At 66.2% G+C, this 22367-nt stretch carries 19 protein-coding genes; 13 read left to right on the forward strand and 6 right to left on the reverse strand.

The genetic code is table 11. From position 1 onward, the window contains the following. Positions 1-48: 48 nt before the first annotated feature. From K5554_RS06560 to K5554_RS06570, 3 genes are read right to left on the reverse strand one after another with little or no spacing between them, the layout of a single operon-like run. A complete protein-coding gene (locus K5554_RS06560) occupies positions 49-1047 on the reverse strand; it encodes an electron transfer flavoprotein subunit alpha/FixB family protein (RefSeq protein WP_221040344.1) in 999 nt (332 codons plus the stop codon). 11 nt (positions 1048-1058) lie between these two features. Further along, entirely contained in the window at positions 1059-1841 is a 783-nt protein-coding gene (locus tag K5554_RS06565) for an electron transfer flavoprotein subunit beta/FixA family protein (protein WP_221040345.1), read from the reverse strand. A gap of 4 nt (positions 1842-1845) precedes the next feature. After that, positions 1846-2991, reverse strand: coding sequence for an acyl-CoA dehydrogenase family protein (locus K5554_RS06570; RefSeq protein ID WP_221040346.1), 1146 nt, complete (start codon positions 2989-2991; stop codon positions 1846-1848). A 240-nt stretch (positions 2992-3231) separates the two neighbouring features. On the opposite strand from K5554_RS06570, the gene K5554_RS06575 reads away from it, so the two are divergent. The 3 genes from K5554_RS06575 to K5554_RS06585 all read left to right on the forward strand — a co-directional run bounded on the left by K5554_RS06575 (position 3232) and on the right by K5554_RS06585 (position 6243). Next, on the forward strand, positions 3232-4056 hold the full coding sequence (locus tag K5554_RS06575; protein ID WP_255565543.1) for a hypothetical protein: 825 nt from the start codon (positions 3232-3234) through the stop codon (positions 4054-4056). Between the two features lie 195 nt (positions 4057-4251). Further along, a complete protein-coding gene (locus K5554_RS06580) occupies positions 4252-5211 on the forward strand; it encodes a D-2-hydroxyacid dehydrogenase (RefSeq protein ID WP_221040348.1) in 960 nt (319 codons plus the stop codon). Between the two features lie 51 nt (positions 5212-5262). Then, positions 5263-6243 carry a polymer-forming cytoskeletal protein gene (locus tag K5554_RS06585; protein ID WP_221040349.1) on the forward strand — a complete coding sequence of 327 codons (981 nt, stop codon included), beginning with the start codon at positions 5263-5265 and terminating at the stop codon, positions 6241-6243. A gap of 66 nt (positions 6244-6309) precedes the next feature. Here K5554_RS06585 and K5554_RS06590 read toward each other — a convergent pair whose 3' ends face one another. Beyond that, positions 6310-7014, reverse strand: a complete 705-nt coding sequence (locus tag K5554_RS06590; RefSeq protein ID WP_221040350.1) for a TIGR01906 family membrane protein — start codon at positions 7012-7014, stop codon at positions 6310-6312. Between the two features lie 377 nt (positions 7015-7391). On the opposite strand from K5554_RS06590, the gene K5554_RS06595 reads away from it, so the two are divergent. The 3 genes from K5554_RS06595 (at position 7392) to K5554_RS06605 (ending at position 10022) form a co-directional block, all read left to right on the forward strand. Continuing rightward, on the forward strand, positions 7392-8321 hold the full coding sequence (locus tag K5554_RS06595; RefSeq protein WP_221040537.1) for a radical SAM protein: 930 nt from the start codon (positions 7392-7394) through the stop codon (positions 8319-8321). Positions 8322-8417: 96 nt separating this feature from the next. Further along, positions 8418-9428, forward strand: coding sequence for an alpha-hydroxy-acid oxidizing protein (locus tag K5554_RS06600; protein ID WP_221040351.1), 1011 nt, complete (start codon positions 8418-8420; stop codon positions 9426-9428). A 294-nt stretch (positions 9429-9722) separates the two neighbouring features. Further along, entirely contained in the window at positions 9723-10022 is a 300-nt protein-coding gene (locus K5554_RS06605; protein ID WP_221040352.1) for an MTH1187 family thiamine-binding protein, read from the forward strand. 134 nt (positions 10023-10156) lie between these two features. On the opposite strand, the gene K5554_RS06610 is transcribed toward K5554_RS06605, so the two are convergent. Both K5554_RS06610 and K5554_RS06615 read right to left on the reverse strand, forming a co-directional pair. Continuing rightward, positions 10157-11803: a helicase-associated domain-containing protein gene (locus K5554_RS06610; protein ID WP_221040353.1), complete on the reverse strand. Its 1647-nt coding sequence runs from the start codon at positions 11801-11803 to the stop codon at positions 10157-10159. Then, positions 11800-13503: a DNA repair helicase XPB gene (locus K5554_RS06615; protein ID WP_255565545.1), complete on the reverse strand. Its 1704-nt coding sequence runs from the start codon at positions 13501-13503 to the stop codon at positions 11800-11802. Before K5554_RS06615 ends, K5554_RS06610 begins: the two co-directional genes overlap by 4 nt. A 182-nt stretch (positions 13504-13685) precedes the next feature. Between K5554_RS06615 and K5554_RS06620 the strand changes: the two genes are divergently transcribed. The 7 genes from K5554_RS06620 to holA all read left to right on the forward strand — a co-directional run bounded on the left by K5554_RS06620 (position 13686) and on the right by holA (position 22347). Further along, entirely contained in the window at positions 13686-14879 is a 1194-nt protein-coding gene (locus K5554_RS06620) for an NAD(P)/FAD-dependent oxidoreductase (protein WP_221040355.1), read from the forward strand. A 34-nt stretch (positions 14880-14913) separates the two neighbouring features. Then, complete coding sequence (locus K5554_RS06625) at positions 14914-15933, forward strand: 3'-5' exoribonuclease YhaM family protein (RefSeq protein ID WP_221040356.1); 1020 nt, start codon at positions 14914-14916, stop codon at positions 15931-15933. Then, positions 15933-16349 (forward strand): nucleoside-diphosphate kinase, encoded by a 417-nt coding sequence (ndk, locus tag K5554_RS06630; protein ID WP_221040357.1) that lies wholly within the window; start codon positions 15933-15935, stop codon positions 16347-16349. The genes K5554_RS06625 and ndk overlap by 1 nt, the downstream gene beginning before the upstream one ends. A 163-nt stretch (positions 16350-16512) precedes the next feature. Then, positions 16513-17436, forward strand: a complete 924-nt coding sequence (locus K5554_RS06635) for a peptidoglycan-binding protein (protein ID WP_221040358.1) — start codon at positions 16513-16515, stop codon at positions 17434-17436. A gap of 42 nt (positions 17437-17478) precedes the next feature. Further along, the gene (locus tag K5554_RS14570; RefSeq protein ID WP_221040359.1) at positions 17479-18819 is read left to right on the forward strand and encodes an extracellular solute-binding protein; all 1341 of its coding nucleotides are present in this window, start codon (positions 17479-17481) and stop codon (positions 18817-18819) included. A 94-nt stretch (positions 18820-18913) separates the two neighbouring features. Further along, positions 18914-21283 (forward strand): DNA internalization-related competence protein ComEC/Rec2, encoded by a 2370-nt coding sequence (locus K5554_RS06645; RefSeq protein WP_221040360.1) that lies wholly within the window; start codon positions 18914-18916, stop codon positions 21281-21283. Further along, positions 21280-22347 (forward strand): DNA polymerase III subunit delta, encoded by a 1068-nt coding sequence (holA, locus tag K5554_RS06650; protein ID WP_221040361.1) that lies wholly within the window; start codon positions 21280-21282, stop codon positions 22345-22347. Before K5554_RS06645 ends, holA begins: the two co-directional genes overlap by 4 nt. Positions 22348-22367 lie beyond the last annotated feature (20 nt).

Raw genomic sequence — 22367 nt, forward strand, 5'->3', positions numbered from 1 at the left:
ACCGACAGCCTTGTCTTTTCCCAACCGCAGGGACAGACCTCGTAGTGCTCAGGCCCCCTTGGCCTTAAACTCCCGAAAGCGCGCGGTGAGGGCGGGGAGGATGTCTTTTACGTCGCCGACGATGCCGTAGGTGGCGAGGTCGAAGATGGGGGCGTGGGGGTCCTTGTTGATGGCCACCACCACGTCGGCCTTTTGCATGCCCACGGTGTGCTGCACCACGCCGGAGAGGCCGCAGGCGATGTAGAGGCGGGGGGCGACGGTCTTGCCGCTCTGGCCGATCTGGCGGTCGGCGCCGATCCAGCCTTCGTCCACCGGTGGCCGCGTGGCCCCCACCACACCGCCCAGCACCCGGGCGAGTTCTTCCAACAGCTGGAAGTTTTCCTTGGAACCCATGCCGCGCCCGCCGGCCACTACCACCGCCGCGTCCTCGAGACGAACGGCGGGCTGAGGCAGGGGGACAACCTCGAGCACCTTCAGGGGGATTTGGTCCTCGACCAGGTCAACCGTAAGGCGCGTGAGCTTGCCCTGCCGCGCGCGCTCGAGCGGCGGGAGAGGAAAAACGCGCGGGCGCACGGTGGTCATCTGGGGGCGGTGCCGGGGGATGGTGATGTGCACCAGGACGTTACCGCCGTAAGAGGGCTTGGTTTGCACCAGGAGGCCCTGCGGGTCCAGGGCGAGGTCCAGGCAGTCGGCGGTGAGGCCCGTGCCCAGGCGGGCGGCCAGCCGCGGGGCCAGGTCGCGCCCGAGCGCGGTCGCTCCGAAGAGCACGATGTCCGGCTGCCGCTCCTGAAGCACGGGGACAAGCACATCGGCGTAGGGCCGGGTCCGGTAAAACTTGAGCACGGGGTGATCGGCGAGCAGCACCTCTTCGGCGCCGGCGGCGAAAAGGTCGCCGGCCAGTCCCTCCACGCCGCTCCCCAGGAGCACCGCCACCACCGGCCGGCTTCCGCCCGCCATGGCGCGGGCTTTGCCCACGAGCTCCAGGGCCACGCGCTGGAGGCGGCCGTCCCTTTGCTCGGCGAACACCCAGATCTCCTCCTCGGCCATGCGCTCACCTCCTAGAGGATTTTGGCCGCCTGCAGGCGCTCGGCCAGGGCGGCGGCGATCTCTTCCGGTTTGCCGGTCAGCATTTCGCCGCGCCCGCGCCCCGGCGGCGCGAAGACATCGGTCACCCGGGTGGGGGAGCCGGCCAGGCCGATCTTATTCGCTTCGGCGGCGATGTCGGCGGCCGTCCAGACGGTGAGGGGTTTCTTGGCGGCCTTCATGATGCCCAGCGGGGTGGCGTAGCGCGGGGTGTTGAGTTCCTTGGTTACCGTCAAAAGAGCCGGGAGCGGCACCTCCACCACCTCGCGCGTTTCCTCCAGCAGCCGTTCGGCCCGCACCCTATTGCCGCTCGCCTCGATTTTGCTCACATACGTAATCTGCGGCAGATTAAGGCGCTCGGCCAGTTCCGGCCCCACCTGCCCGGTGTCGGCGTCCACGGCGTGCCGCCCGCAAAGGATAAGGTCGTAGCTTCCCATCTTCTTGATCGCCTGGGCCAGCGTGTAGGAGGTGGCCAGGGTGTCGGCGCCGCCCAGGGCGCGGTCGGAAATCAGGTAGGCCTGGTCTGCGCCCATGGCCAGGCCCTTGCGCAGCGCCTCCTTCACCTGGGGCGGGCCCATGCTGAGGAGGCTCACCAGAGCGCCGTGGCTCCCCTTAAGCTCGAGCGCCGCCTCGATGGCGTTCTCGTCGAAGGGGTTGATGACGCTCTCCACCCCTTCCCGGATGAGGTTGTGCGTCTTGGGGTCCACCCGCACGTCCAGCGAGGCGGGCACCTGTTTGATGCAGACGATGACCTGCACCTTCTCACCCCAGTTCCTTGATGGTGCTGGTGCCGATGACCATGCGCAGGATCTCGGAGGTGCCCTCGCCGATCTCAAGGAGTTTAGCATCCCGCAGGTAACGCTCGGGCGGGTAGTCGCGGGTGTAGCCGTAGCCGCCCAGCACCTGGATGGCGTCGCGGCAGGTTTTCATGGCCACGTCCGCCGCCAGCACCTTGGCCATGGCGGCCTGCTTGGAGTAGGGGAGGCCGGCGTCCCGGCGCCAGGCGGCCTCGTAGGCCAGGAGGCGCGCCGCCTCGATGCCGATGGCCATGTCGGCGATCATGAACTGGATGGCCTGGAAGCGGGCGATGGGTTGGCCGAAGGCCTGCCGCTCTTGGGCGTACTTGGCGGCCACCTTCAGGGCGGCGCCGGCCAGGCCCGCTCCCATGGCGGCCACGCAGGTACGGCCGAAGTCCAGGGTGGACATGGCGACGCGAAAGCCGTTGTTTTCCTCGCCCAGGAGGTTCTCGGCCGGAATCCGGCAGTCGCTGAAGCCGAGTTCGGCGGTGGCGGAGCCGCGGCAGCCCATCTTGTCCTCCTTCTTGCCGATGGTAAAGCCGGGCGTACCCTTTTCCACGATAAAGGTGGAGATGCCGCGGGCACCTTTTTCCGGGTCGGTCTTGACCGCCGCCACGTACACCTCGGCCGGGCCGGCGTTGGTGATGAAGGCCTTGGTGCCGTTGAGCACCCAGGAAGCGCCGTCCTTCACCGCCCTGCTCTGGATGCCGGCGGCGTCGGAGCCGGCCGCCGGCTCGGTGAGGGCGAAGGCGGCCAGCTTGTTACCGCTTACCAGGTCCGGCAGAAAGCGTTTTTTCTGTTCAGGAGTGCCGAAGTGCAGGATAGGATCCACCGCCAGCCAGTGGGCGTCCAGCGTGAGGGCGATGCTGGCGCTTCCTTTGGCCAGCTCTTCCATGACGATGACGGCTGAGACGGAGTCGGCACCGGCGCCGCCGTACTCCTCGGGGAAGTACACCCCGAAGAGGCCGGCGTCCACCAGCTTCTGCACTATGTCCAGGGGCAGCTCGTTGGCCCGGTCCATGGCCGCGTCGCGGGGCGCCAGCTCTTTTTCGGCGAACTCGCGCACCGTTTTCCTCAGCAGCTCCTGCTCTTCGCTCAACTTGAAGTCCATACACGACGGCCTCCTTGCTTTCCGTTGTAATCGGCGGCGCGGCAGGCTGCAGGGCTTGGTAAGCGTATAGCCTGCCTGCTTCCTGTAGTATCTCCCGGTTAAAACAGGGTAAAACTTGCGGCCTGCCTCTTTTTCCTCTTGGCAGGACTTGCTATAATGGAAAAGACAACTAGTCAGGGGAAACACCGCTGCCGGGGGAATAATAGACTGGAAGGAGAAACGACGAGGGGAGGTAACGTTGTGAACTTTTCTCTTTTTGATTTCTTCTGGCTCTTCCTTCTCATTTCAAGCTTCATGCCCCTTCTGAAACAACGGCGCATCGAGCAGGAGCGGGTGCGCCTGATCCGGCGCCTGGAACGAAGCCGCAGCAGCCGGCTGATCACCCTGATTCACCGCCAGGAGTCCCTCACCCTCCTCGGTATCCCCATCAGCCGTTACATCAACGTGGAAGACTCGGAGCAGGTACTGCGGGCCATTCGCCTGACGCCCGACGACATGCCCCTCGACATCGTACTTCACACCCCCGGCGGGCTGGTTTTGGCCGCGGAGCAGATCGCCTCCGCTCTTTGCAAGCACAAGGCCAAGGTGACCGTGTTTGTGCCGCACTATGCCATGTCGGGTGGGACACTCATTGCGCTGGCCGCCGACGAGATTGTGATGGACGAAAACGCCGTGCTCGGCCCTGTGGACCCGCAGTTGGGCGAGTGGCCGGCGGCCTCCATCCTGAAGGTGGTGGCGGAAAAGAGCAAAGACGAGATCGACGACAAAACTCTCATCCTGGCCGACATCGCCCAGAAGGCCATGAACCAGGTCCAGGACTACGTGACCTGCCTTCTCCAGGAACGCATGCCACCGGAACAGGCGCGTGAGGTGGCGCGCTTTTTCAGCGAGGGCCGCTGGACCCACGACTATCCCCTCGGGCCGGAGCGGTTGGAAGGCCTGGGCCTGCCGGTGAAGGTGGGCCTGCCGCCGGAAATTTACGCCTTGATGGACCTCTACCCGCAGCCGGCGCAGCGCCGTCCCTCGGTGGAGTACGTGCCCTTCCCCTATGGCCGGGAAAAGTAGAGAGGGGTCAGATCGGTTGGCTGGCAACAGGCAGGAAGTGCTCCGACTTCAGTGGCACGTACAACTGAGCCGCGGTCCTGGAAAAGATTCTTTTGCGCGATTTGTCCCCGGGCAACCCAGGGCGCTCCTTCGAGGCAGGTTTGCGTCCTCGAAGGGCCGCAGTTGATAACACCGAGTTTGAAGGAGGCTTTTCCCTTGCTAGTTGCGTCCACCGTCAAGATTAAACCAGACAAGCTGGAAGCGCTGAAGAAGGAGTTCCCGGGTGTGGAGATTGCCGTCAGCGAGGACCTGAGCGCGCTGCGCGACCGTTGGGGCGGGATCGAGGCGCTCGTTACCTTCGTCGGCGACGAGCTTACCCCTGAGTTTTTGGCGGCGGCCGGGCGGCTGCGCTGGGTGCAGCTCTTCGCTGCCGGGGCCGACCGGCTTCCCTTTGCGGAGCTCAAGCGCCGCGGCATTCTCATCAGCAACGTGAGCGGCATTCACAAGACGTCTATGACCGAGCAGGCCTTCGCGTACATGCTGAATTTTGTCCGCCGGACCCGGGAATTCCTGGAGGCCCAAAAGCGCCGTGAGTGGCAGCGCCCGAAGGGGTTTTTCGCCTTCACCGAGCTTAAGGGAAAGACCTTGGTGGTGGTAGGGGCAGGTCATATCGGCCAGGAGATCGGCCGGTTGGGCCAGGCCTTCGGCATGCGCACGGTGGGCGTAAACAGCGATGGGCGGCCGGCGGAGTACTTTGAGGTGATGTATCCTACGAGCCGCCGCAGGGAGGCCCTGGCGGAGGGCGATTTTATAGTGGTGGTGGTGCCGCTCACCCCAGCTACACACAGGCTGATCGGTGCTGCGGAATTAGCCGCCTTAAAGCCGAGCGCCTTCTTCATCAACATCGCCCGCGGTCCGGTGGTGGATCAGGAGGCTTTGATCGCTGCTCTACGGGAGGGCCGCCTGGCCGGCGCCGGCCTGGATGTTTTTACTCCGGAGCCGCTTCCGGCGGACAGCCCCCTCTGGGACCTGCCCAACGTCTTCATCACCCCGCACATCGCCGGTTGGGCGGCCGATTACAACGACAATTGTCTGGAGGTATTCCGCACCAATCTAAAGCTCTTTCTAGCCGGTCAGCCCCTAAGCACTCCCGTGGACCCGGATCTGGGCTACTAGAAGAAGCCATCCTCGGAGCGTCTCGCCCGAAAGGGAAAGGAGTGCAGGATGATGAAGTGGCCCGGAAAGGGAACCAAGGGTGCAGGGGTTGTGCTGCTGACTTTAACGCTGGCCCTGTTTGTTGCCGGCGCGGCTTCGGCAATGGCGAACCCGCCGGGCGAGAGCGGGCTCATGGACCGGGCCGGACGGGATACCGTTGTCCCGGCAAACACGGTGAGCAAGGAAGCGGTGGCCTTCGGCGGTTCCGTGCGCGTGGAAGGCAGGGTGGAAGGGTCGGCGGTGGCCATCGGGGGTGATGTCTACGTCAGCGGCACTGTGGGTCAGGATGCGGTGGCCATCGGCGGTACCGTGGTGCTGGCACCGGGAGCGGTGGTGCACGGCGACGCCGTGGCCATCGGTGGCAGTGTGCAGCGGGCGGAGGGTGCCCGGGTGGATGGCCAGATTACCAGTATGGGTGTACCAGGGCTCAGTAGCCTGCGCAACCTCCGCTGGCTGCCCGATTTCCACCGCTGGCCGGGGCTTATGGTTCCTTTTGGACCGTGGTTTTGGTGGTGGGGGCGGCAGTTTACCGGACTCTTGTCCAGTCTGGCCCTGGGCGTGATCATCCTGGCACTTCTTTCGAACAACGTTGAACACATGGTGGGTGCCCTTCCGGACAACTGGGGCCGCTTTGCGCTGATCGGCTTTCTGGGCTACCTGGTGGCGATACCTCTCATCGCCATGGTGGCCATCACCATCATCGGCATTCCTTTGGCCCTGTTGCTCGCCCTGGCCCTGGTGGCGGCGCGTTTCCTGGCCTATACGGTGGTGAGCCTCTTCGTCGGGCGTCAGTTGCTCGAGCGCCTCATCACCCACTCGGTGAGCCCATTTGCCGAACTGCTTTTCGGGGTCCTCGTGCTGTTTGTCATTCGCTTCGTTCCCTTGGTGGGCTGGTTGGTCGGCTTGGTGGTGGCTATCATCGGCCTGGGGGCGGTGCTGGACACCCGCTTCGGCAGCGGCGGAGCTTGGTTGCCGCCACGGCGCAGCAGCTGAGCAGCGGTGGGCTCGGGCGAGAAGAAAGCCGTACGGGAGAACCGTACGGCTTTCTTGGCGAGGGGGCTAAGCGGCTGGATGCCGGCTACGCCGGAGGAAGATCCGGGCGGCGGCCACCAGGGCCAGGAGCGCCGCCGCCGTTCGGGCGAGGGCGGTGCGGGCGGCAGCTAGAAAGAATTCCTCGGGGAAGATGCGAATGAGGTTCTCCCGCGCGGGATCCAGCTGCCAGAGGTTGTTGCTGAAGGAGAGCTGGTGAAAGAGGGTAAACCAGCGATTGAAGTCCGTGCGAAGAAGAAATGAGGCCAGAGCAAGCAGCAGGAGGGTAAGGGTGCTGCCGGCCAGGGCGGCTCGGGCCAGGCAGCGCAAGGCCGCCTTCTGGTAACGGCGGACCAGATAAAGGGCCGTAAGGCCGGAGGTCCAGGCCGCAGCCGTGCGCAGGGCAAAACCACGGCGGAACAGGCTGCGCACGTCGGCCAGGTGGGCCAGCTCGCGTTCGTCATAGAGGGCCGTAAGGCGGCCGTCCCGGGAGAACTCAAGCTGCGGCGTCGGCCGCTCTCCACGAAAGTACGACCAAAGGGCCTCGCTGGCCTGCAGGAGTTCCTCTTCTGTGAAGCCGGTTGCCGCCGGCCGGCCGAGGGCGCGAAACTGCTCGCGGTAAAAACGGGGCGAGAAAGCGACGCTTTCCAAGGACAAAAGGAGAATCAAAAGCGGCAGAGCAATGGCCAACAGAGCGGCCGCGCCGCCACCGGGGATGTTTTTTCCGTTTTTCACACCGCCACCTCCCAGGGGGTATCACTCATCAATTATACCATGCTGAAGAGCGCACGCGTCGTTTCCAAGGGGGAGTTGAACCAATTGTTCCTTGAAAATTCCTCGACAGCCTAGGGGTACCGGGCTACGAGCGCAAGGGGTCAGAGGCGCCTGCCCGGGCTCTCCTCGGCCTTTTGGCCGAGCGCCGGGCAGGGGCGAAGCAGTAGAAGGAAGAGGCGGCCGCTGCGGCGGGAATTGGTGACGGGGCTGTGCCCCCAAGCCGGACCGGGCAACAGGGCTTAAGTCGACGCCCGAGATGTTGGGGCCGGATCGGGCCGCTGAAGGGATTGCCCCGCCGCGTAAAAACCGTTACAATCAGGGGAGAAAGAAGGATGGCAATGAAGGCGAGCCTTTCTCCCTGCTTTCTTTGCCCGCGGGCGTGCGGCGCACGCCGGAGCGAGGGCGACAAGGGTGTCTGCGGTGCGGGTGACCGGATTAAGGTGGCCCGCCTGGCGCTCCACGCCTGGGAAGAGCCCTGCATCAGCGGCACGCGCGGCTCGGGCGCGGTCTTTTTCAGCGGCTGCAACCTGCGCTGCATCTACTGCCAGAACGCCCAGATCAGCTGGGAGGGCTTCGGGACGGAAATGACGCCGGTGGAGCTGGCGGCGGGGCTGCTGCGCCTGCAGGAAGCGGGGGCGCACAACATCAACCTCGTGACGGCCGCCCCTTACGTGCCCTTGGTGGTGGAAGCCCTGGACAGGGCCCGGGCGGAGGGACTGCGCCTGCCGGTGGTCTACAACACGAGCGCCTACGAAGAGGTGGAAACCCTGCAGCTCCTCGCGGGCTACGTGGACGTCTACCTGCCCGATCTTAAGTATGCCACCCCTGAGGTGGCCGGGCGCCTCTCAGGCGCGCCGGACTACTTCCCGGTGGCTGCGGCGGCCATCCAGGAGATGCTGCGGCAGGTGGGGGGCGAGCCGGTTTTTGATAGTGCGGGGCTTATCCGGCGCGGGCTCATCGTCCGCCACCTGGTGCTCCCCGGCCACCTCCCGGAAACGCACCGCGTGCTCTCCTGGATCAAGGACAACCTGCCCCACAGCGTACCGGTGAGCCTCATGGCCCAGTACCTGCCCTGCCACCGGGCGCGGCGCTTCCCGCCTCTCAACCGCCGCCTGACGGCCGACGAGTACAACCTGGCCCTGGCTGCTTTCTTCGACCTGGGCCTGGAGAACGGTTGGGCGCAGGAGCTTTCCGCCGCCGACGCCGCCTTTATTCCGCCCTTCGACTTGACGGGGTGTGCAGGAAAAACCTCACGTGGCGCCGAATGAGTAGAAGAACCGCCGTTTCAATTGGCGGAAAAGGCGCTGCGCTGCCGCGGACGCGGTGAGTTGTGCGCGCCATGAGGAAATTGGGGGGCAAAGGGCGTGAAGTTGGAGGAAGTGCGGGCTAAGGCGAAGGAGCTCCTTAAGGGGCGCTGTCGCCTCTGCCCGGTGTGTGACGGGCGGGCCTGTGCCGGCGAGGTGCCGGGTTTCGGCGGGATAGGTACCGGGGCGTCTTTCCAGAATAATGTGGCGGCGCTCAAGAAGTGGCGCCTCAACCTGCGCACCCTGCACGCGGTGACGGAACCGGACACCACAACCATGCTTTTCGGGGAAAAGCTGGCGGCGCCCATCCTGGGTGCGCCCATGGCGGGGACTAAACCCAACCTGGGCGGCGTGATCTCGGATTACGAACTGACCAAGGCCATCGTCCAAGGCTGCCGACTGGCAGGCACGCTGGGCATGGCCGGGGACACGGGCAAGGATGCGGTGCAGGTTTTGAGGGAGGAAGACGGCCGGGGCGTGTTCATCTTCAAGCCCCGGGAGCAGGAGAAGATCATCCGCTGGGGCGACGCAGCGGCTCAGGCGGGGGCGCGGGCCTTCGGCATCGATGTCGATGGCGCGGGCCTTATTAACATGCGCCTTCTGGGCATGTACGTGGAGCCGAAACCGTTGGACAAACTGCGTGAACTCACGGCGAAGCTGAGCCTGCCCTTTATCGTCAAGGGGATCATGACCCCGGATGAAGCGGAGCTGGCGGCGGAGGCCGGGGCCCAGGCCATTGTGGTTTCCAACCACGGCGGCCGGGTGCTCGACCACACGCCGGGCACGGCGGAGGTGCTGCCGGCCATCGCGGCCCGGGTGAAGGGCCGGGTGGTGATTATGGTGGACGGCGGCGTGCGCACGGGCACGGATGTCCTTAAGCTCCTCGCTCTGGGGGCGGACCAGGTGTTGGTGGGCCGGCCGCTCCTGGTGGCGGCGGTGGGCGGAGGCGCCGAAGGCGTCAAGCTGGCTGTGGAGAAGCTGATCGCGGAACTCAAGGTGGCGATGATCCTCACCGGAACCCCCGGCATTGCAGCGGCTTTGCCCCGCATCCTTTCGCCGGAGCGCAGCTGAACCCGGTTATTCCGGCCCGGCTCCTGCGCGGCCCTGCGGCGGCGGGCGTGAGCGAGGAAGCACTGGCCGGGCCAGGGCCGACTCCGTCGGAGGCTCTCTCGGCCCCGGTCCCGGTGGTGGAGGCTTACCTGTACTACGTCCTGTTTTGCAGGCTCCAGCCGCTTGGGGAGCGCTGTTCATCTACCGGGGGAGCTTCAGCCGCCGGGAAGCCGCAGTCGAACAAGGCGTGGGCGCATAGGGAGGGCGCCGGCCGGAGACAATAGCGCCGAAAACCACTCGGAGGAGGGTGTTTGTGTGGCGCTTTTAGAGATCAGCGTTGTCCCGGTGGGAACCACCAGTGCCAGCATCTCGAGCTTTATCACCAAGGCCTGTCAGGCGGTGGAGGCCCGGGGCCTGGAGTACCAGGTAACGCCGACGGCGACGGTCATCGAGGGGGATCTGCCCCAGCTCATCCAGGTGGCGCAGGAGATGCACCAGCTGCCCTTCCGGGCCGGCGCGCAGCGGGTGGTCACCAACATCACCATCGACGAGCGCAAAGACAAACCCCAGGGCATGGACCAGGCCGTGAGTGCGGTGCTGAGCGACCTCGACTAGCCGAGCGTACAACCAGCCGGGCTACTACCCGTGCGGAGCAGGCAAAACCCCTGACCAGCGGTTCAGGGGTTTTGCCGCTATTGCGGCGGCCGGCCCGGCCGAGGTGAAGTAAAGGGGAATACCAGAGGGGGGAGTTACTTCCTGCCGGCTTCCTTGATCAGCGCAGACATCAGGTCGCGCAGAGCGTCCAGCTGGTCGCGGAGGCGGGCCTGCGCCTTAACCTCGAGCTCCGCCTCTTGGGCCACGCCGGGGTGGGGCCAGTAGCCGGCCTTTTCCAGGGCCGCCAAGAGTTCACTGTACTTATCGGGGTCCACCAGGAGGTGGCGGGGCGTGAAGCGGCCGCGCAGGTAGCGCTTGAGGCGCGGGTCGGCGGCCACCTCGTCGGCCAGTTCCTCGCTGCGGCAGGTGAGGAGCAGCGGTTGCTCCAGGTAAAGGGCCCCGCAGCGCCCACACCAATCCTCCAGGGAGTAGGCCACGTTCTCCGGCAGGGGCGTCCGGGAGTGTCGGCGTAGGAAGGGAAGGAGCTCACCCGGGTCTTTCCCACGTTTGAAGGCCTGGTACACGCTGTCGGCGCTGAGGCGCAGCACCACCATGCGGTCGTTCTTCACCAGCTCGGTGAAGGGCTCGAGCTGCCAGCGCAGGGCCGGCTTGAGCTCCTGCGGGACCAGAACCTCGTAGTTGGGTTGTACCAAAAAGGTGTCCTCCTCCTCAACCGACGGGAGAATGCCCAGGCGGAACTTACGCCCGCCCGCTGTGAGGCGGACATACCGTTTGCCGGCGCAGGCGCCGACCTCGACCAGCCGGAAGCTCAGCAGCTTGCCCAGAGCCGCCGTAACTTCTTGCCCCGGATGGTACCAGGGGTCGGCCGCGCAGGTTGCCAGGTGCGCGAGCAACGCTTCCAGGTCCAGCCACTCAGCTTCCGGCACGTTGCTGAGCAGGGCAAGGAGCATGCCGAGCGTCCCTTCGGGGTGTTCCAGGTACTGTTTCAGGTAGGTGAAAAGCTCCTGCAGCTGGTGATCAAGGCTTTGGAGCATCCATTCACCCGCCTCAGGTGCCAACGCCAGGTGGGGCCAGCCGTCGGCAGTCACAGTCGGGGCGATCAGGTCGTGTTTCTCGCAGAAGTTGAGAAAAAAGTTGAGGCGGGGCGGATAGGCGGCGTGCCCGGAGGTGGGGGGCAGTTCCTCCGGCGGGTTGAAGTTTTCCAGTAGGCGTTGTTGGTCGCGCCGGTAGATCAGCCCGGCCTGGGTAAGGCGCATGGGAGTGCGCCCGAGCCAGGCGAGGAAAAGGTGCAGGTCGTTTAAGAGGGCGAGTAGGTCGAAGCCGCTGCCGGGCTGCGCGGGCAGGCCCGGCACGTCACCGGCCAGGCGGCGCGCGGTAAGGGCGAACACCGCGGCCCGTACTTCCTCCGGTACCAGGTACACGCTGCGGTAATGGCGGTCGGTGGCGGCGAAAACCAGCCCTCTGTTCACCAGGGCGGCGATGATCTTACCGCCGCGGCGTCCGTTCTTGTTGTTCAGTTCATTGAGACGGCGGTGCACACTGTCCGGCGTCGGGAGAAAACTCTGGCTGCCGAACACCGCCACCTCGAGCCCCAGCCGTTCCTCGGCCGGCAGCCGGGCAAGGTAGGCTTCCAGATAAGCGGTATCGCTGAGGCGTTTTATCACGGCCGCCTGCAGCTTGGCCGGTGCGGTGCGCGGGCTGAGATCCAGGCCGTGGAGCCGGCCCAGGTACGAGAGGGCCTGGCTGTCGGTGGTGTGGGCGAAGAGTTCCTGGTACTTCATACCTGCCGGCTCCTTTCCCCGGTCGCCATTTCACTCGCGTCCAAAATGGTGTAGCGGTAGCCCTGCTCGGTGAGGAAGAGCTGGCGCTTGGCGGCATACTCCTGGTCCTTGGTGTCCCGGGTGGTCAGGGTGTAGAAGTGCGCCTGGTTGCGCTCCGCCTTCGGCCGGAGGATCCGTCCCAGGCGTTGCGCTTCTTCCTGGCGCGAGCCGAAGGTGCCGGACACCTGGATGGCCACGCTGGCATCCGGAAGGTCGATGGAGAAGTTGGCCACGCGCGACACCACCAGCACCTTGATGCGCCCTTCGCGGAAGGCCCGGTAGAGGGCCTCGCGCTCGGCGGTGGAGGTTTGGCCGGTGATAAGCGGCGCCTTGAGTTCGGCCGCCAGCGCGGCCAGCTGGTCAAGGTACTGGCCGATCACCAGCACCTGCTCGTTAGGGTGGCGGGCGATCAACTGGCGTACCAGAGGGAGCTTGGCCGGGTTTTCAGCGGCGATGCGGTAGCGGGTATGCGGATCGCGGGCCAGAGAGTACTCCAGGCGCTTCTCCTGGGGCAGGGGGAGGCGTATCTCGGTACAGGCGGCAGTGGCGATCCAGCCCTGTTTTTCCAATACCTTCCAGGGAACATCGTAGCGCTTGGGGCCCACCAGGGTGAAGACATCCTCCTCCCGCCCGTCTTCACGCACCAAGGTAGCGGTGAGGCCCAAGCGGCGCCGCGCCTGCAGGTCGGCCGTGATGCGAAAGACCGGGGCCGGCAGCAGGTGGACCTCGTCGTAGATGATAAGGCCCCAGTCCCGGGCGTTGAAGACGGCCAGGTGGGGAAACTCGTCTGTCTTGCGGGGCCGCCAGGTGAGGACCTGGTAGGTGGCGATGGTTACGGGGCGGACGTCCTTCAGGTCGCCGGTGTACTCGCCGATGGCGTCGGGACGGAGGGTAGTCTTGTCCAGGAGTTCGTCGCGCCACTGGTGCACGGCGGTGGTGCTGGTGACGACGATCAGGGTGTGGCAGCGGGCGCGCGCCATGACGCCCAGGCCTACCACTGTTTTCCCGGCGCCGCAGGGTAGCACGATCACGCCGCTCCCGCCCCGTTCGGAGCCGCTGGCCCAAAAGGCGGCCACGGCTTCTTCCTGGTAGGAGCGTAGGCCGAAGGGGGCCCCGCCGGGGGTGACGGTGCGCAGGTCGACGGCCAGCGGGGCGCCGGGCGTATAACCCGCCAGATCTTCGACCGGCCACCCGAGTTTAATCAGGGCCTGTTTGAGATAGCCGCGGTGGCCGGGGGCGACTCGGAGGCGGTTCGGCCCTGCCCAGCCGTCCAGGTGGCGGCCCAAGCCCTTGCTGTTGGCGATTTCCGTAATGAGGAGCGGGTCTTCGGAAATGAGCACAAGCCCCTCACCCTGCCGGACAAGCTTCAGCTTGCCGTAGCGGGCCAGGTAGTCATCGATGTCGCGCATGATGTTATCGGGTACTGGGTAGCGCGAGTACGCGCTGAGACCTTCTTTAACGGCAGCGGCGCTAAGACCGCTGGCGGCCGCGTTCCAGAGGGAGAGGGGCGAGAGGCGGTAGGTATGGACGTACTCGGGGCTTTTCACGAGCTCCGCGAAGCGCGCCAGGGTGTCGCGCGCCTCTTCGTAGCGGGGCCCGCCCACCTCGAGCAGGATGCTGCCGTCGCGCTGCACGATTACCGGCTTGTCGTTCACAGTCATCAAACCACCCTTTGTGCCCGAAGTTAAACTTCTATATATTATAGCTCTTGATCAAGGAAAGGGAAAGGAGGAACAACCTGCCAACCGCCGAATATGTACCCTGGCCCTGTATGCCGGGAGCGGGCGGCCGGGAAAACTAGCACGTACTCTCACGGGCTGCGCACGGCCCAGGAGGTGGTAGGATGTCAGGGCTGCTGGAGGAGCCCGACGTCATTGTGGTGGGAGCCGGTCCGGCGGGCGCGACGGTGGCGCGCGACCTGGCAGCCGGGGGGTTGGCGGTTTTGCTGCTGGACAAGGATGAGTTCCCCCGCTCGAAACCGTGTGCGGGCGGCCTTACGGCTCGGACGCTGGCGAACCTGGACCTTACGCTGCCACCGGGTGTGGTACGGGAGCGTTGCCGGGCCTTCCGGGCGGTGCTCGGCGAGCGCGTCCAAGAAGTAGTGTTCCCCGAACCGTACGCTGTCACTGTAGATCGCGCCGATTTCGACAGTGCGCTCATTGCGGCGGCCCAAGAAGAGGGCGCCTGCTTTTGCCCGGGCGAGGCGGTGCGGAGCGTGGAACTTACTGCGGGGCAGGCAGTGTTGCGCAGCGACAAACGGGTGCTCACGGCACCCCTCGTCATAGGGGCGGATGGCATTCCCAGCCGGGTGGCGGCGGCACTGGGCGCCCGGGGCCGTCTGGCCGCGGCACCCTGCCTGAGCGCCGATGTACCGCTGCCGCCAGGGCTGCGCAGCCGGGAACGCTGGCAGGGAACACTGGAGACGCACTGGGGCTACTTCAACTGGGGCTACGCCTGGGTTTTCCCCAAGGGCGACCACTTGTCGGTGGGCCTGGGTAGCTGGGACGGCGGCAAAGAAAACCTCAAAGCGCTCTGGCCACGGTTCCTCGCCTCCCTGGGCCTCACGCCCACCCCGGCGCGCGGCCACCTGGTGCCGCTGGGCGGGCAACGCCGGCGGCGCGTAGGCGACCACGTTCTTTTGGTGGGCGATGCGGCCGGTTACGCCGATCCGGTGACGGGTGAAGGCATACTCTACGCCCTGTGTTCGGCGCACCTGGCGGCTGAGACGGTGCTGGCCCTGAAAGCGCGTGGCCTGCCTTTCACCGCCGCTCACCTGAGCCGTTACGAAGGTGCCTGTGCGGCGACCTTTGGGCGCGACCTGGCCTGGGCACTGGCGCTGAACCGCCTGGCGCGGCGCTGGCCGGGCCTGTGGCAACAGGCGTTTTTTGCCAGTCCCGTCTGGTTTCGTCAGGCCCTGGAGGTTGCCTGCGGGCGGCTGAGTTACCGCGACCTGGCGCGCTGGTCGCTCCAACACCTGTCGCACCTTTTGCCGCTGGCCTGGCGGGCGGCAGGGGTTAAGAGGAGGAGCAGCGAATAACCATAACATAGGTGAGGAGAAATGAGGGGAACCAATGGAGGAGAAACCGCTTAAACAGCAATTTACCGCCCGCCTGCAGCCGGGCGAGCGGGTCGACGACTATTTTGTCGCCTGCGAACCGGCACTGCGCTCCTTCCGCAACGGTGGCGGGCGCAGCGGCAGCTTCCTTAAGCTTACGCTCCGGGACCGGGAGGGGTCGCTCCCGGCGGTGCTGTGGGAGGGCGCTGAGGCCGTTTACCCGCGCCTTAGGGGCAACCCGGTGGTTAAAGTGCGCGGGAGCGTGGGCACTTACCAGGGGGAGCTGCAGGTGGTAGTGGAAGCCCTGGAGCCGGCAAGAGAGGAGCTTGACCCGGGCAACTTCTTGCCTTCCTCTCCGCGCCCGCGCCCGGAGATGGAAAAGGAGCTGGCGGCGTGTCTCGCCGCCATTGAAAACGAGCCGCTGCGCTGGCTGCTCAGTGCCTTCTTCGCCGATCCGGCGTTTTATAACGCGTTCGCACGCGCCCCTGCCGCCAAAAACATTCACCACGCCTACATCGGCGGCCTCTTGGAACACACCCTGGAAACGGTCTACTTCGCCCGCGCCATCGCTCAGCGCTACCCGGAGTACATCAATCGCGACCTACTCCTTACCGGGGCGCTGCTCCACGACTGCGGCAAGGTTGAGGAGTATCGAGTGGAGGGGCTCGGTTTTACCCTCACCGCCGCCGGCCGCCTCTTCGGGCACTTGGTGCTGGGCGCTCGCATGGTGGAAGAGCGCCTGGCGCCGCGCAACGATTTTCCCGCGGCTCTTAAAGAAGAGCTGCTCCACGTGATCCTGGCCCACCACGGTTCGCAGGAGTGGGGATCACCCCAGCCCCCGAAAACCATCACGGCCTTTGCTCTTCACCACGCCGATTTTTTGAGTGCCGAGCTGAACCACTTCCAGGGGGTGCTCCAGGCCGGGGTGAACGAGGAGGGCTGGACGGCGGCGGACCGCAAACTGGAGCGCAGCGTCTACCTGGGTTTCCTTGCGCCGGACGAGGTGGCGGCGGCACGGGAAAGGGGTGGCAGGTAGTGGAAAGGACGTTGGTGCTGATAAAACCGGACGGCGTGCGCCGGGGGCTCGTGGGCGAGGTGCTCCGCCGCCTGGAGTGCCAGGAACTGAAACTTATCGGCCTGAAGCTCCTTAAGTTGAGCCCCGAGCTGGCAGCGGCGCACTACGCGGTGCATCGGGGTAAACCGTTTTACGGGGAGCTCGTCGCTTTTATCACCTCCGGACCGGTGGTGGCCGCGGCGGTGGCCGGCGAGGATGCCGTCGCGCGGGTGCGGCGGCTCGTGGGCGATACCCGGGCGGCGGCGCCGGGCAGCATCCGGGGCGACTTTGCCACTTCGGTGACGGCGAACGTGGTGCACGCCTCGGACTCGCCGGTGAGCGCGGCGCGGGAACTGGGCCTCTTCTTCCAGCCGGAGGAACTGCTGGCCCAGGAGTAGTTTTGGGATGGCGGATATCTGCTGTTCCCCAAGGCGGTGGCCCATATGGCCGCCGCCTTGCTCATAACGTGCAGGCGAGCGGCATAAATTCTATAGAGCATCGCAGGTGGCGATGGTAGGAGGCGTGCTTGGCTCAACAGAGGAAGAGAGGAGGCCTGCCGGGGTGAAGCGAGCGGTGGGGGCTGTGCTGGTGGCGGCTTTCCTCGCCCTGCCGGGCCAAGGGGCGGCGGGCGCGCCGACGGCACCTGCCTCACCCTGCGGCTGTGAACCGGTGCGCGTGCTGCAGGTGGCAACGCCGCCGGTGCGCGGGTCTGATGTGGCGGGGCTGCAGCAGCGCCTGGTCAAGCTGGGCTTTTACGACGGCCCGATATCCGGTGTGTATGACCGGGAGACGGCCGGGGCCGTCGCGCGGTTGCAGGAGTTTCTCGGTCTTACGCGCAGCGGGGTGGTGGATAACCGCACCTGGGAGACCCTAGCCTTCTACGAAGCCAAGCCGGCGGTTAAGAGCCCGCCGCCGGAGGGTAAGATCAGCATCCTGGTGGACATCGACGCCCAGACGCTCATCGTCTATACTGATGGCGAGCCCTACAAGCTCTACCCGGTGGCGGTAGGGAAGGCGAGCTCGCCTACCCCAATGGGGGAGTGGGTGATCACGGAAAAGATCGCGGGCTGGCACGGGGCCACCGGTGTGCGCTGGATGCGCCTCTCCAACCCCTGGGGGAGCTACGGTATTCACGGCACCAATAATCCAGGCTCCATCGGACAGATGGTCAGCGCTGGCTGCGTACGCATGTTTAACCATGACGTGATTGAGCTTTACGATTGGATAGAAATAGGGACGCAGGTTACTCTTAAGGGCCGCGGTCCGTACGGGCCGGTGCGGCCGCTGATCGACCAGGGCGCCGTCGGGCAGGACGTGGTGTTTCTGCAGTGGCGCCTCCGGGAGCTGGGCTTTGACCCCGGGCGGGCGGACGGCGTGTGCGGCGAAGCCACACAAAGCGCCCTGGCGGCCTGGCAGCGCTACCGGGGCCTGCCGGTCACGGGGAAAGCCGACCGGAATGTGCTTTATCTCCTGGGCTTATGGTGAGCCCGGAGGAACGTCAGAAAGTAATGGGAGGGGAAGTGTGCGGTGGGTAGGCGGCTGGGGCTTAATTTTCTCCTCTTCTTGCTCCTCCTTTCGGCCTTTGCCGGCGGGGTCTGGCTGCGGCTCAGTTTTATTCCCGCCCCCAGCCGGATCAATCCCCAGGCCGAAATCGATCCCGGCAGGCACTATACCCTCACCCTCTGGGACTTCGAACGCCCCCTGGGCGGCGAGGGCGCTTCCTACCAAGCTGAGCTGAGCGCAGCGCTCGAGTCCTTCCGCACGCGTTACCCCAATGCCACTGTCACGATCGAGCTCCTTCCCTGGTCTGAGGAAGAGGGTGCCGAGCGTCTGGCGACGGCCCTGAAACAGGGTGCGCCGCCCGACGTTTTGGCTACCGGGCCCCTTACCGGCGGTGCTTGGGGGTCGCTCGTGGTGCCGTGTGGGCCTTACCTGGCTCCCGGTGAAGCGGACGAGTACCTGGTGCCGGGGTGGACGGGTGGGACCGGGAAAGGCGGGCTGGTCGCCTGGCCGCGCTGGTTGGAGCCGGCCTGCTGGGCGGGCAATAAGGCGCTGCTGGCGGCGGCCGGGGTACCGGTGGAAGCGATTCAGGCCACAGGCTGGAACTGGGAAGAGTTGAGCCGGGCGGCCGCGCGCGTCCGGGCACTCCCCGGGGGCCCGGCGCTCTTCACCAGCTTTGACCTGGTCAGCCTCTGGGGCGAGCTGGGCCGGGGCGGTGCCGCTGCCTCGGCGTCCGGTTCCCCCTGGTCGCCGGAAAACGTGCGGGCTGCAGCCGAACGCGCCGCGGCCTTTCGGGAAAACGGCGCTGTTCCGCGGAGCATCGGCAGGGAAGGCTACAGCGCCCTCGAGGATTTTTTCACCGGGCAGGCGGCTGTTCTTGGCCCGGTGCACCCTTGGTTCTTCCGGGCGGCGGCGGAGCGGGCGGAGCGCGTCATCCGGGGCGGCTTGGAGCCGGGGGCGGCCCGGCCTTTTCCCCTGGCGCTTTTGCCGCCGCCCGGCCCGGGGGAAAGCGGCGTAGTGGTACGGCGGGTAGAGCAAATCTATGTTTTCCGGCAACGCCGCTACCAGGGCGATGATCACACCCGCCTGGCCATGGAGCTGGCCCGCCACTTGAGCCGCAGCTCGGCGCGGCTGGCGGCCCGGCTGGACCTGGTGCCGACGTACCGGCCGGCACAAGCCGAGTGGGCGAAGAAGTGGGCGGTGGGGGAGGGAAAGGTTCTCCTGACGCAGCTGGAAAGGGGCACGGCGCCGGCGGAAGTGGAGCCTGAGGCGGCTGCTGAACGCCGGGCGCGCCTGGCGCCGCTTTTGCAGCAGTTCTGGAAGGGAGAGCTCAGCCCGGGTGAGCTCGCCGCGCAGATTCTGGAATAAAGCGGCGTTTCTCGGCGCAGAGAAAGGGAATTGGCAGGGCGGGTCGAAATAACATAGAAAGTAGGACTGCCCTAATCAGTTGAGGAGCGACATTATGCCACCTTTAGTTACGCTCACCCTGCTCTTCATCGCCGGGACCGTGGCCCGGGTAAAGCTGCCGTTCCCGTCGGCCGTGTGGCTGGGGGCGGCGGCTCTGGCCCTGGTCCTGGGCCTGTTCTTCCTCACCCGGGAAAGGCGCTGCAGCGCTCTCATTGCGCTGCTGCTCCTGGCTTTTTTTTCCGGGGGCGTACGGACAAGCCTGGCTCTGCTTCCGGAGCGCTCCCTGGCGCCGCTGGCCGGAAGTCACGTTACCTTGGAAGGGGTGGTGGTCCGGCCGGCAGAGCAGGGCCAGGCGGGGACGAATTACGTCCTGGCCGTGCGCCTGGCCGGGGCAGGGGAGGCCCTCGCGCCCGCCCGGGGCCTGGTGCTGGTGCGTGACCTGCGCCCGCCGGGGCGTCCGGTCTATGCCTATGGCGACGTCCTGCGGGTGAAGGGGGTTTTGGCCCGGCCGCGCCCGGCGGGCAATTTCGGCCAGTTCGATTACCGCGCCTACCTGGAGCAAAGGGGCATCGCCTACACGCTCCCGCTCTACGAACCGCAGGCAATCACGCGCGTGGCCGCCGGCGCCGGCAACCCGCTGGCGGCCGGGCTTTACGCCTGGCGGGAGCGTTTCACACAGGTGGCTTCTCTCCTGGGGCCCCGGGAGAAGGCGCTCCTTTTGGGAATTGCTCTGGGCGAGCGCCGCGGGCTTGCCCCGGAGGTCACCGACCTTTTTACGGCGAGCGGTACGGTACACCTCCTGGCCGTGTCGGGCACACACGTGGCGCTGGTGGCCGGCCTGGCGCTGGGAGCGGCCCGCCTGTTGCGCCTGCCGCCGGTCCTGCAGGGCCTGCTGTCTGCACTTGTCGTCGGCCTCTACGCCTTCTGGACCGGCCTTCCGGCTTCGGCGCTGCGCGCCGGCCTGATGTTTCTCCTCGGCTTCTTGGGCCTGCTCTCCGGTCGTCCCCGGAACGGCCTGCTGGCGCTTACGGCGGCGGCGCTCATCATCCTCCTGGTTAATCCTTTGCTGCTCTTTGATATCGGCTTTCAGCTCTCCTTTGCCGCGGCCGGCGGCATCATCTGGCTTACGCCGCCCCTCCTGGCGGCGCGCCGCCAGGTACCGGTCTGGGCGGCGGCACCGCTCGCCGTTTCCTTGGCGGCGCAGCTGGCAGTGTGGCCGCTTACGGCTTATTACTTCAGCGGTGTCTCGCTGGTGGGGTTCCTGGCCGGCCTGGTGGCCGTACCGCTGGCGGGCCTCGCTTTGGGCCTGGGCTTGGCCGGGCTTCTGGGCGGTGCCGTTTACCTGCCGGCGGGGAAGGTGGTCCTCGGTGCTGCCGGTCTGGCTTTGGCCCTGCTGACGACGGTGGCACAAACCTTCGCGCGCCTGCCGCTGGCCTACGTGTACCTGAAACAGCCGCCCCTGCCTTTTCTGACGCTTTACTACCTGCTGCTTTTTGCACTTCCCTGGGTGCTGCAGCACCGGCAGAGCTGGCCACGGTGGCGCCAGGTAGGAGCGTTGGGAGTGGCCTGCCTGCTCCTCTTTCTGGCCTGGCGCGGGGCAGGACCGGGCCCGGCGCCGCTGAGTGTAGATTTCTTAGATGTGGGCCAGGGTGACGCCATCCTCATCCGTTCTCCCTCGGGTGAGGCAGCCCTGATCGATGCGGGACCGCGCCAGGCTTACGAAGGGCGTGTGTGGGATGCGGGCGAAAGCGTTGTGTTACCCTACCTGCGGGCGCAGGGCGTGCACCGGCTGGAGGTGCTTTTCCTTACCCACGGCGATGCCGACCACGCCGGCGGCGCGCCTGCCATTTTGGCGGGCCTGCCGGTGGGCGCCGTTATCGCCCCGCCGGGCTTTGCTCAGGCGGGGCCGCCGCCGGTTCTGAGCCGCCTTAACGACCAGGGGGTGCCGCTCTACGCCGGCACGCGCGGCCTTAAGGTAAACCTGGGTGCGGGGGTGGAGCTCACCGTGTACGGTCCGCCCGGGGTGCCGTTGGCTTCGGAAAGCCCGGACAACGACAACTCCTTGGTCCTTTACCTCCGCTACGGCAATACGGGGTTTCTTTTCATGGGCGACGCCGGCGCGGCCGCCGAAGAGGCGCTTATGGAGGAAGGGCTGCCGGCTCCCGTCGACGTGCTCAAGGTAGCCCACCACGGGGCCGACACCGGCACGGGCGAAGCATTCCTGCACAAGGTACACCCGGAGCTGGCGGTAATCTCCGTGGGTAAGAACAACTTCGGTCACCCCAGCCCGGCTACCCTGGCGCGCCTTACGGCTGCGGGCACTACAGTGCTGCGCACGGACCAAGTAGGCCAGGTGCGCGTCCTGGCCGACGGCAAGAGACTCCGGGTGTTTACCCGGCGCGAGGGAGGAGAGGACAAGCCGTGAGCTGGCAGGAGCTTTGGGAACGGCTGGAGCACAAGGAGGTGGCCCCGGTTTACCTCCTCTTCGGCGAGGAGGAGTACCTGATTGCCGCCACGGTAGCCAAGATCGAGGCCGCTCTGGAGCTGGGCGGCTTGCGCGAGCTCAATTACGAGCGTTTGGAGGCGGCGGCCACAACTGGGGCGCGCCTTGCGGCGGCGGTGCAGGCCCTGCCTTGGTTGGCCCGGCGGCGTCTGGTGGTGCTGACGGGACTCAACCTCTCCGGCAGGGGCAAAGAGAGTGATACCGACAGCGGGGCCGGAGAAGAAGGGGAGCCGGCGACCGGGACGGCGGCCGGTCTCGAGCAGGAGCTGGCCGACCTGGTGCCGCACCTGCCGGCGAGCACCTGCCTGGTCCTGGCAGCGACCGGGGCGGTGGGCGGCCGGCGGCGTGTGGTAAAGGCGGTGGCTAAGATCGGTGTGGTGGAGGAGTTCCCCCGGCTGCGGGGTCGGGAGCTTGAAGCGTGGATAAAGGCGCGGGGTGTGGAGCTGGGGATAAAGTGGGAAAAGGGGGCAGTGCAGCTTTTGGCCGCGCGTACCGGGGAGGGCCTACGGCAGCTGGAGCAGGAGCTTCGGAAACTGGCGACGTACGCCGGCCAGGGCGGGCGGGTCGGGCGCCAGGAAATCGAACTCCTGGTTCCGGCGACGAGTGCCGTCCGGGTGTTCGACCTCATCGATGCCGCCCTAGCGGGGGAGGAGGAAAAGGCCCTCAAGGTATTGGCGCACCTCCTGGAGCAGGGGGAGACGGCCATTGGCCTTACGGCACTGCTCGCCCGGCAGGTACGCTTAATTGTACTGGCGAAAGAGGAACTAGAAAAGGGCACCCGCCCGGATGCCCTAGCAGTCAAATTGAAGCTTCATCCCTTTGTGGCCCACAAGGTTGCAGCTCAGAGCCGGCGCTTCACGTGGAGCGGGCTGTACCGCTTGATCCAGAGCCTGGCAGCAGCGGACCAGGAAATGAAGACTACCGGGCTGAACCACCAGCTTATTTTAGAGCAGGTGCTCCTCGGTTTGGCAAAGGGGAATGAGTAACAGAAAAAGCGTGCGCATGC

It is taken from the genome of Gelria sp. Kuro-4, from assembly GCF_019668485.1.
In the GTDB taxonomy this organism is placed as follows: domain Bacteria; phylum Bacillota; class DTU030; order DUMP01; family DUMP01; genus DUMP01.

Coding starts and splice junctions, on each gene's coding strand:
- K5554_RS06560 (WP_221040344.1), bottom strand. CDS start 1,047: ATGGCCGAGGAGGAGATCTGGGTGTTCGCCGAGCAAAGGGACGGCCGC.
- K5554_RS06570 (WP_221040346.1), bottom strand. CDS start 2,991: ATGGACTTCAAGTTGAGCGAAGAGCAGGAGCTGCTGAGGAAAACGGTG.
- K5554_RS06585 (WP_221040349.1), top strand. CDS start 5,263: ATGAAGTGGCCCGGAAAGGGAACCAAGGGTGCAGGGGTTGTGCTGCTG.
- K5554_RS06595 (WP_221040537.1), top strand. CDS start 7,392: ATGAAGGCGAGCCTTTCTCCCTGCTTTCTTTGCCCGCGGGCGTGCGGC.
- K5554_RS06610 (WP_221040353.1), bottom strand. CDS start 11,803: ATGAAGTACCAGGAACTCTTCGCCCACACCACCGACAGCCAGGCCCTC.
- K5554_RS06615 (WP_255565545.1), bottom strand. CDS start 13,503: ATGACTGTGAACGACAAGCCGGTAATCGTGCAGCGCGACGGCAGCATC.
- K5554_RS06620 (WP_221040355.1), top strand. CDS start 13,686: ATGTCAGGGCTGCTGGAGGAGCCCGACGTCATTGTGGTGGGAGCCGGT.
- K5554_RS06625 (WP_221040356.1), top strand. CDS start 14,914: ATGGAGGAGAAACCGCTTAAACAGCAATTTACCGCCCGCCTGCAGCCG.
- K5554_RS06645 (WP_221040360.1), top strand. CDS start 18,914: ATGCCACCTTTAGTTACGCTCACCCTGCTCTTCATCGCCGGGACCGTG.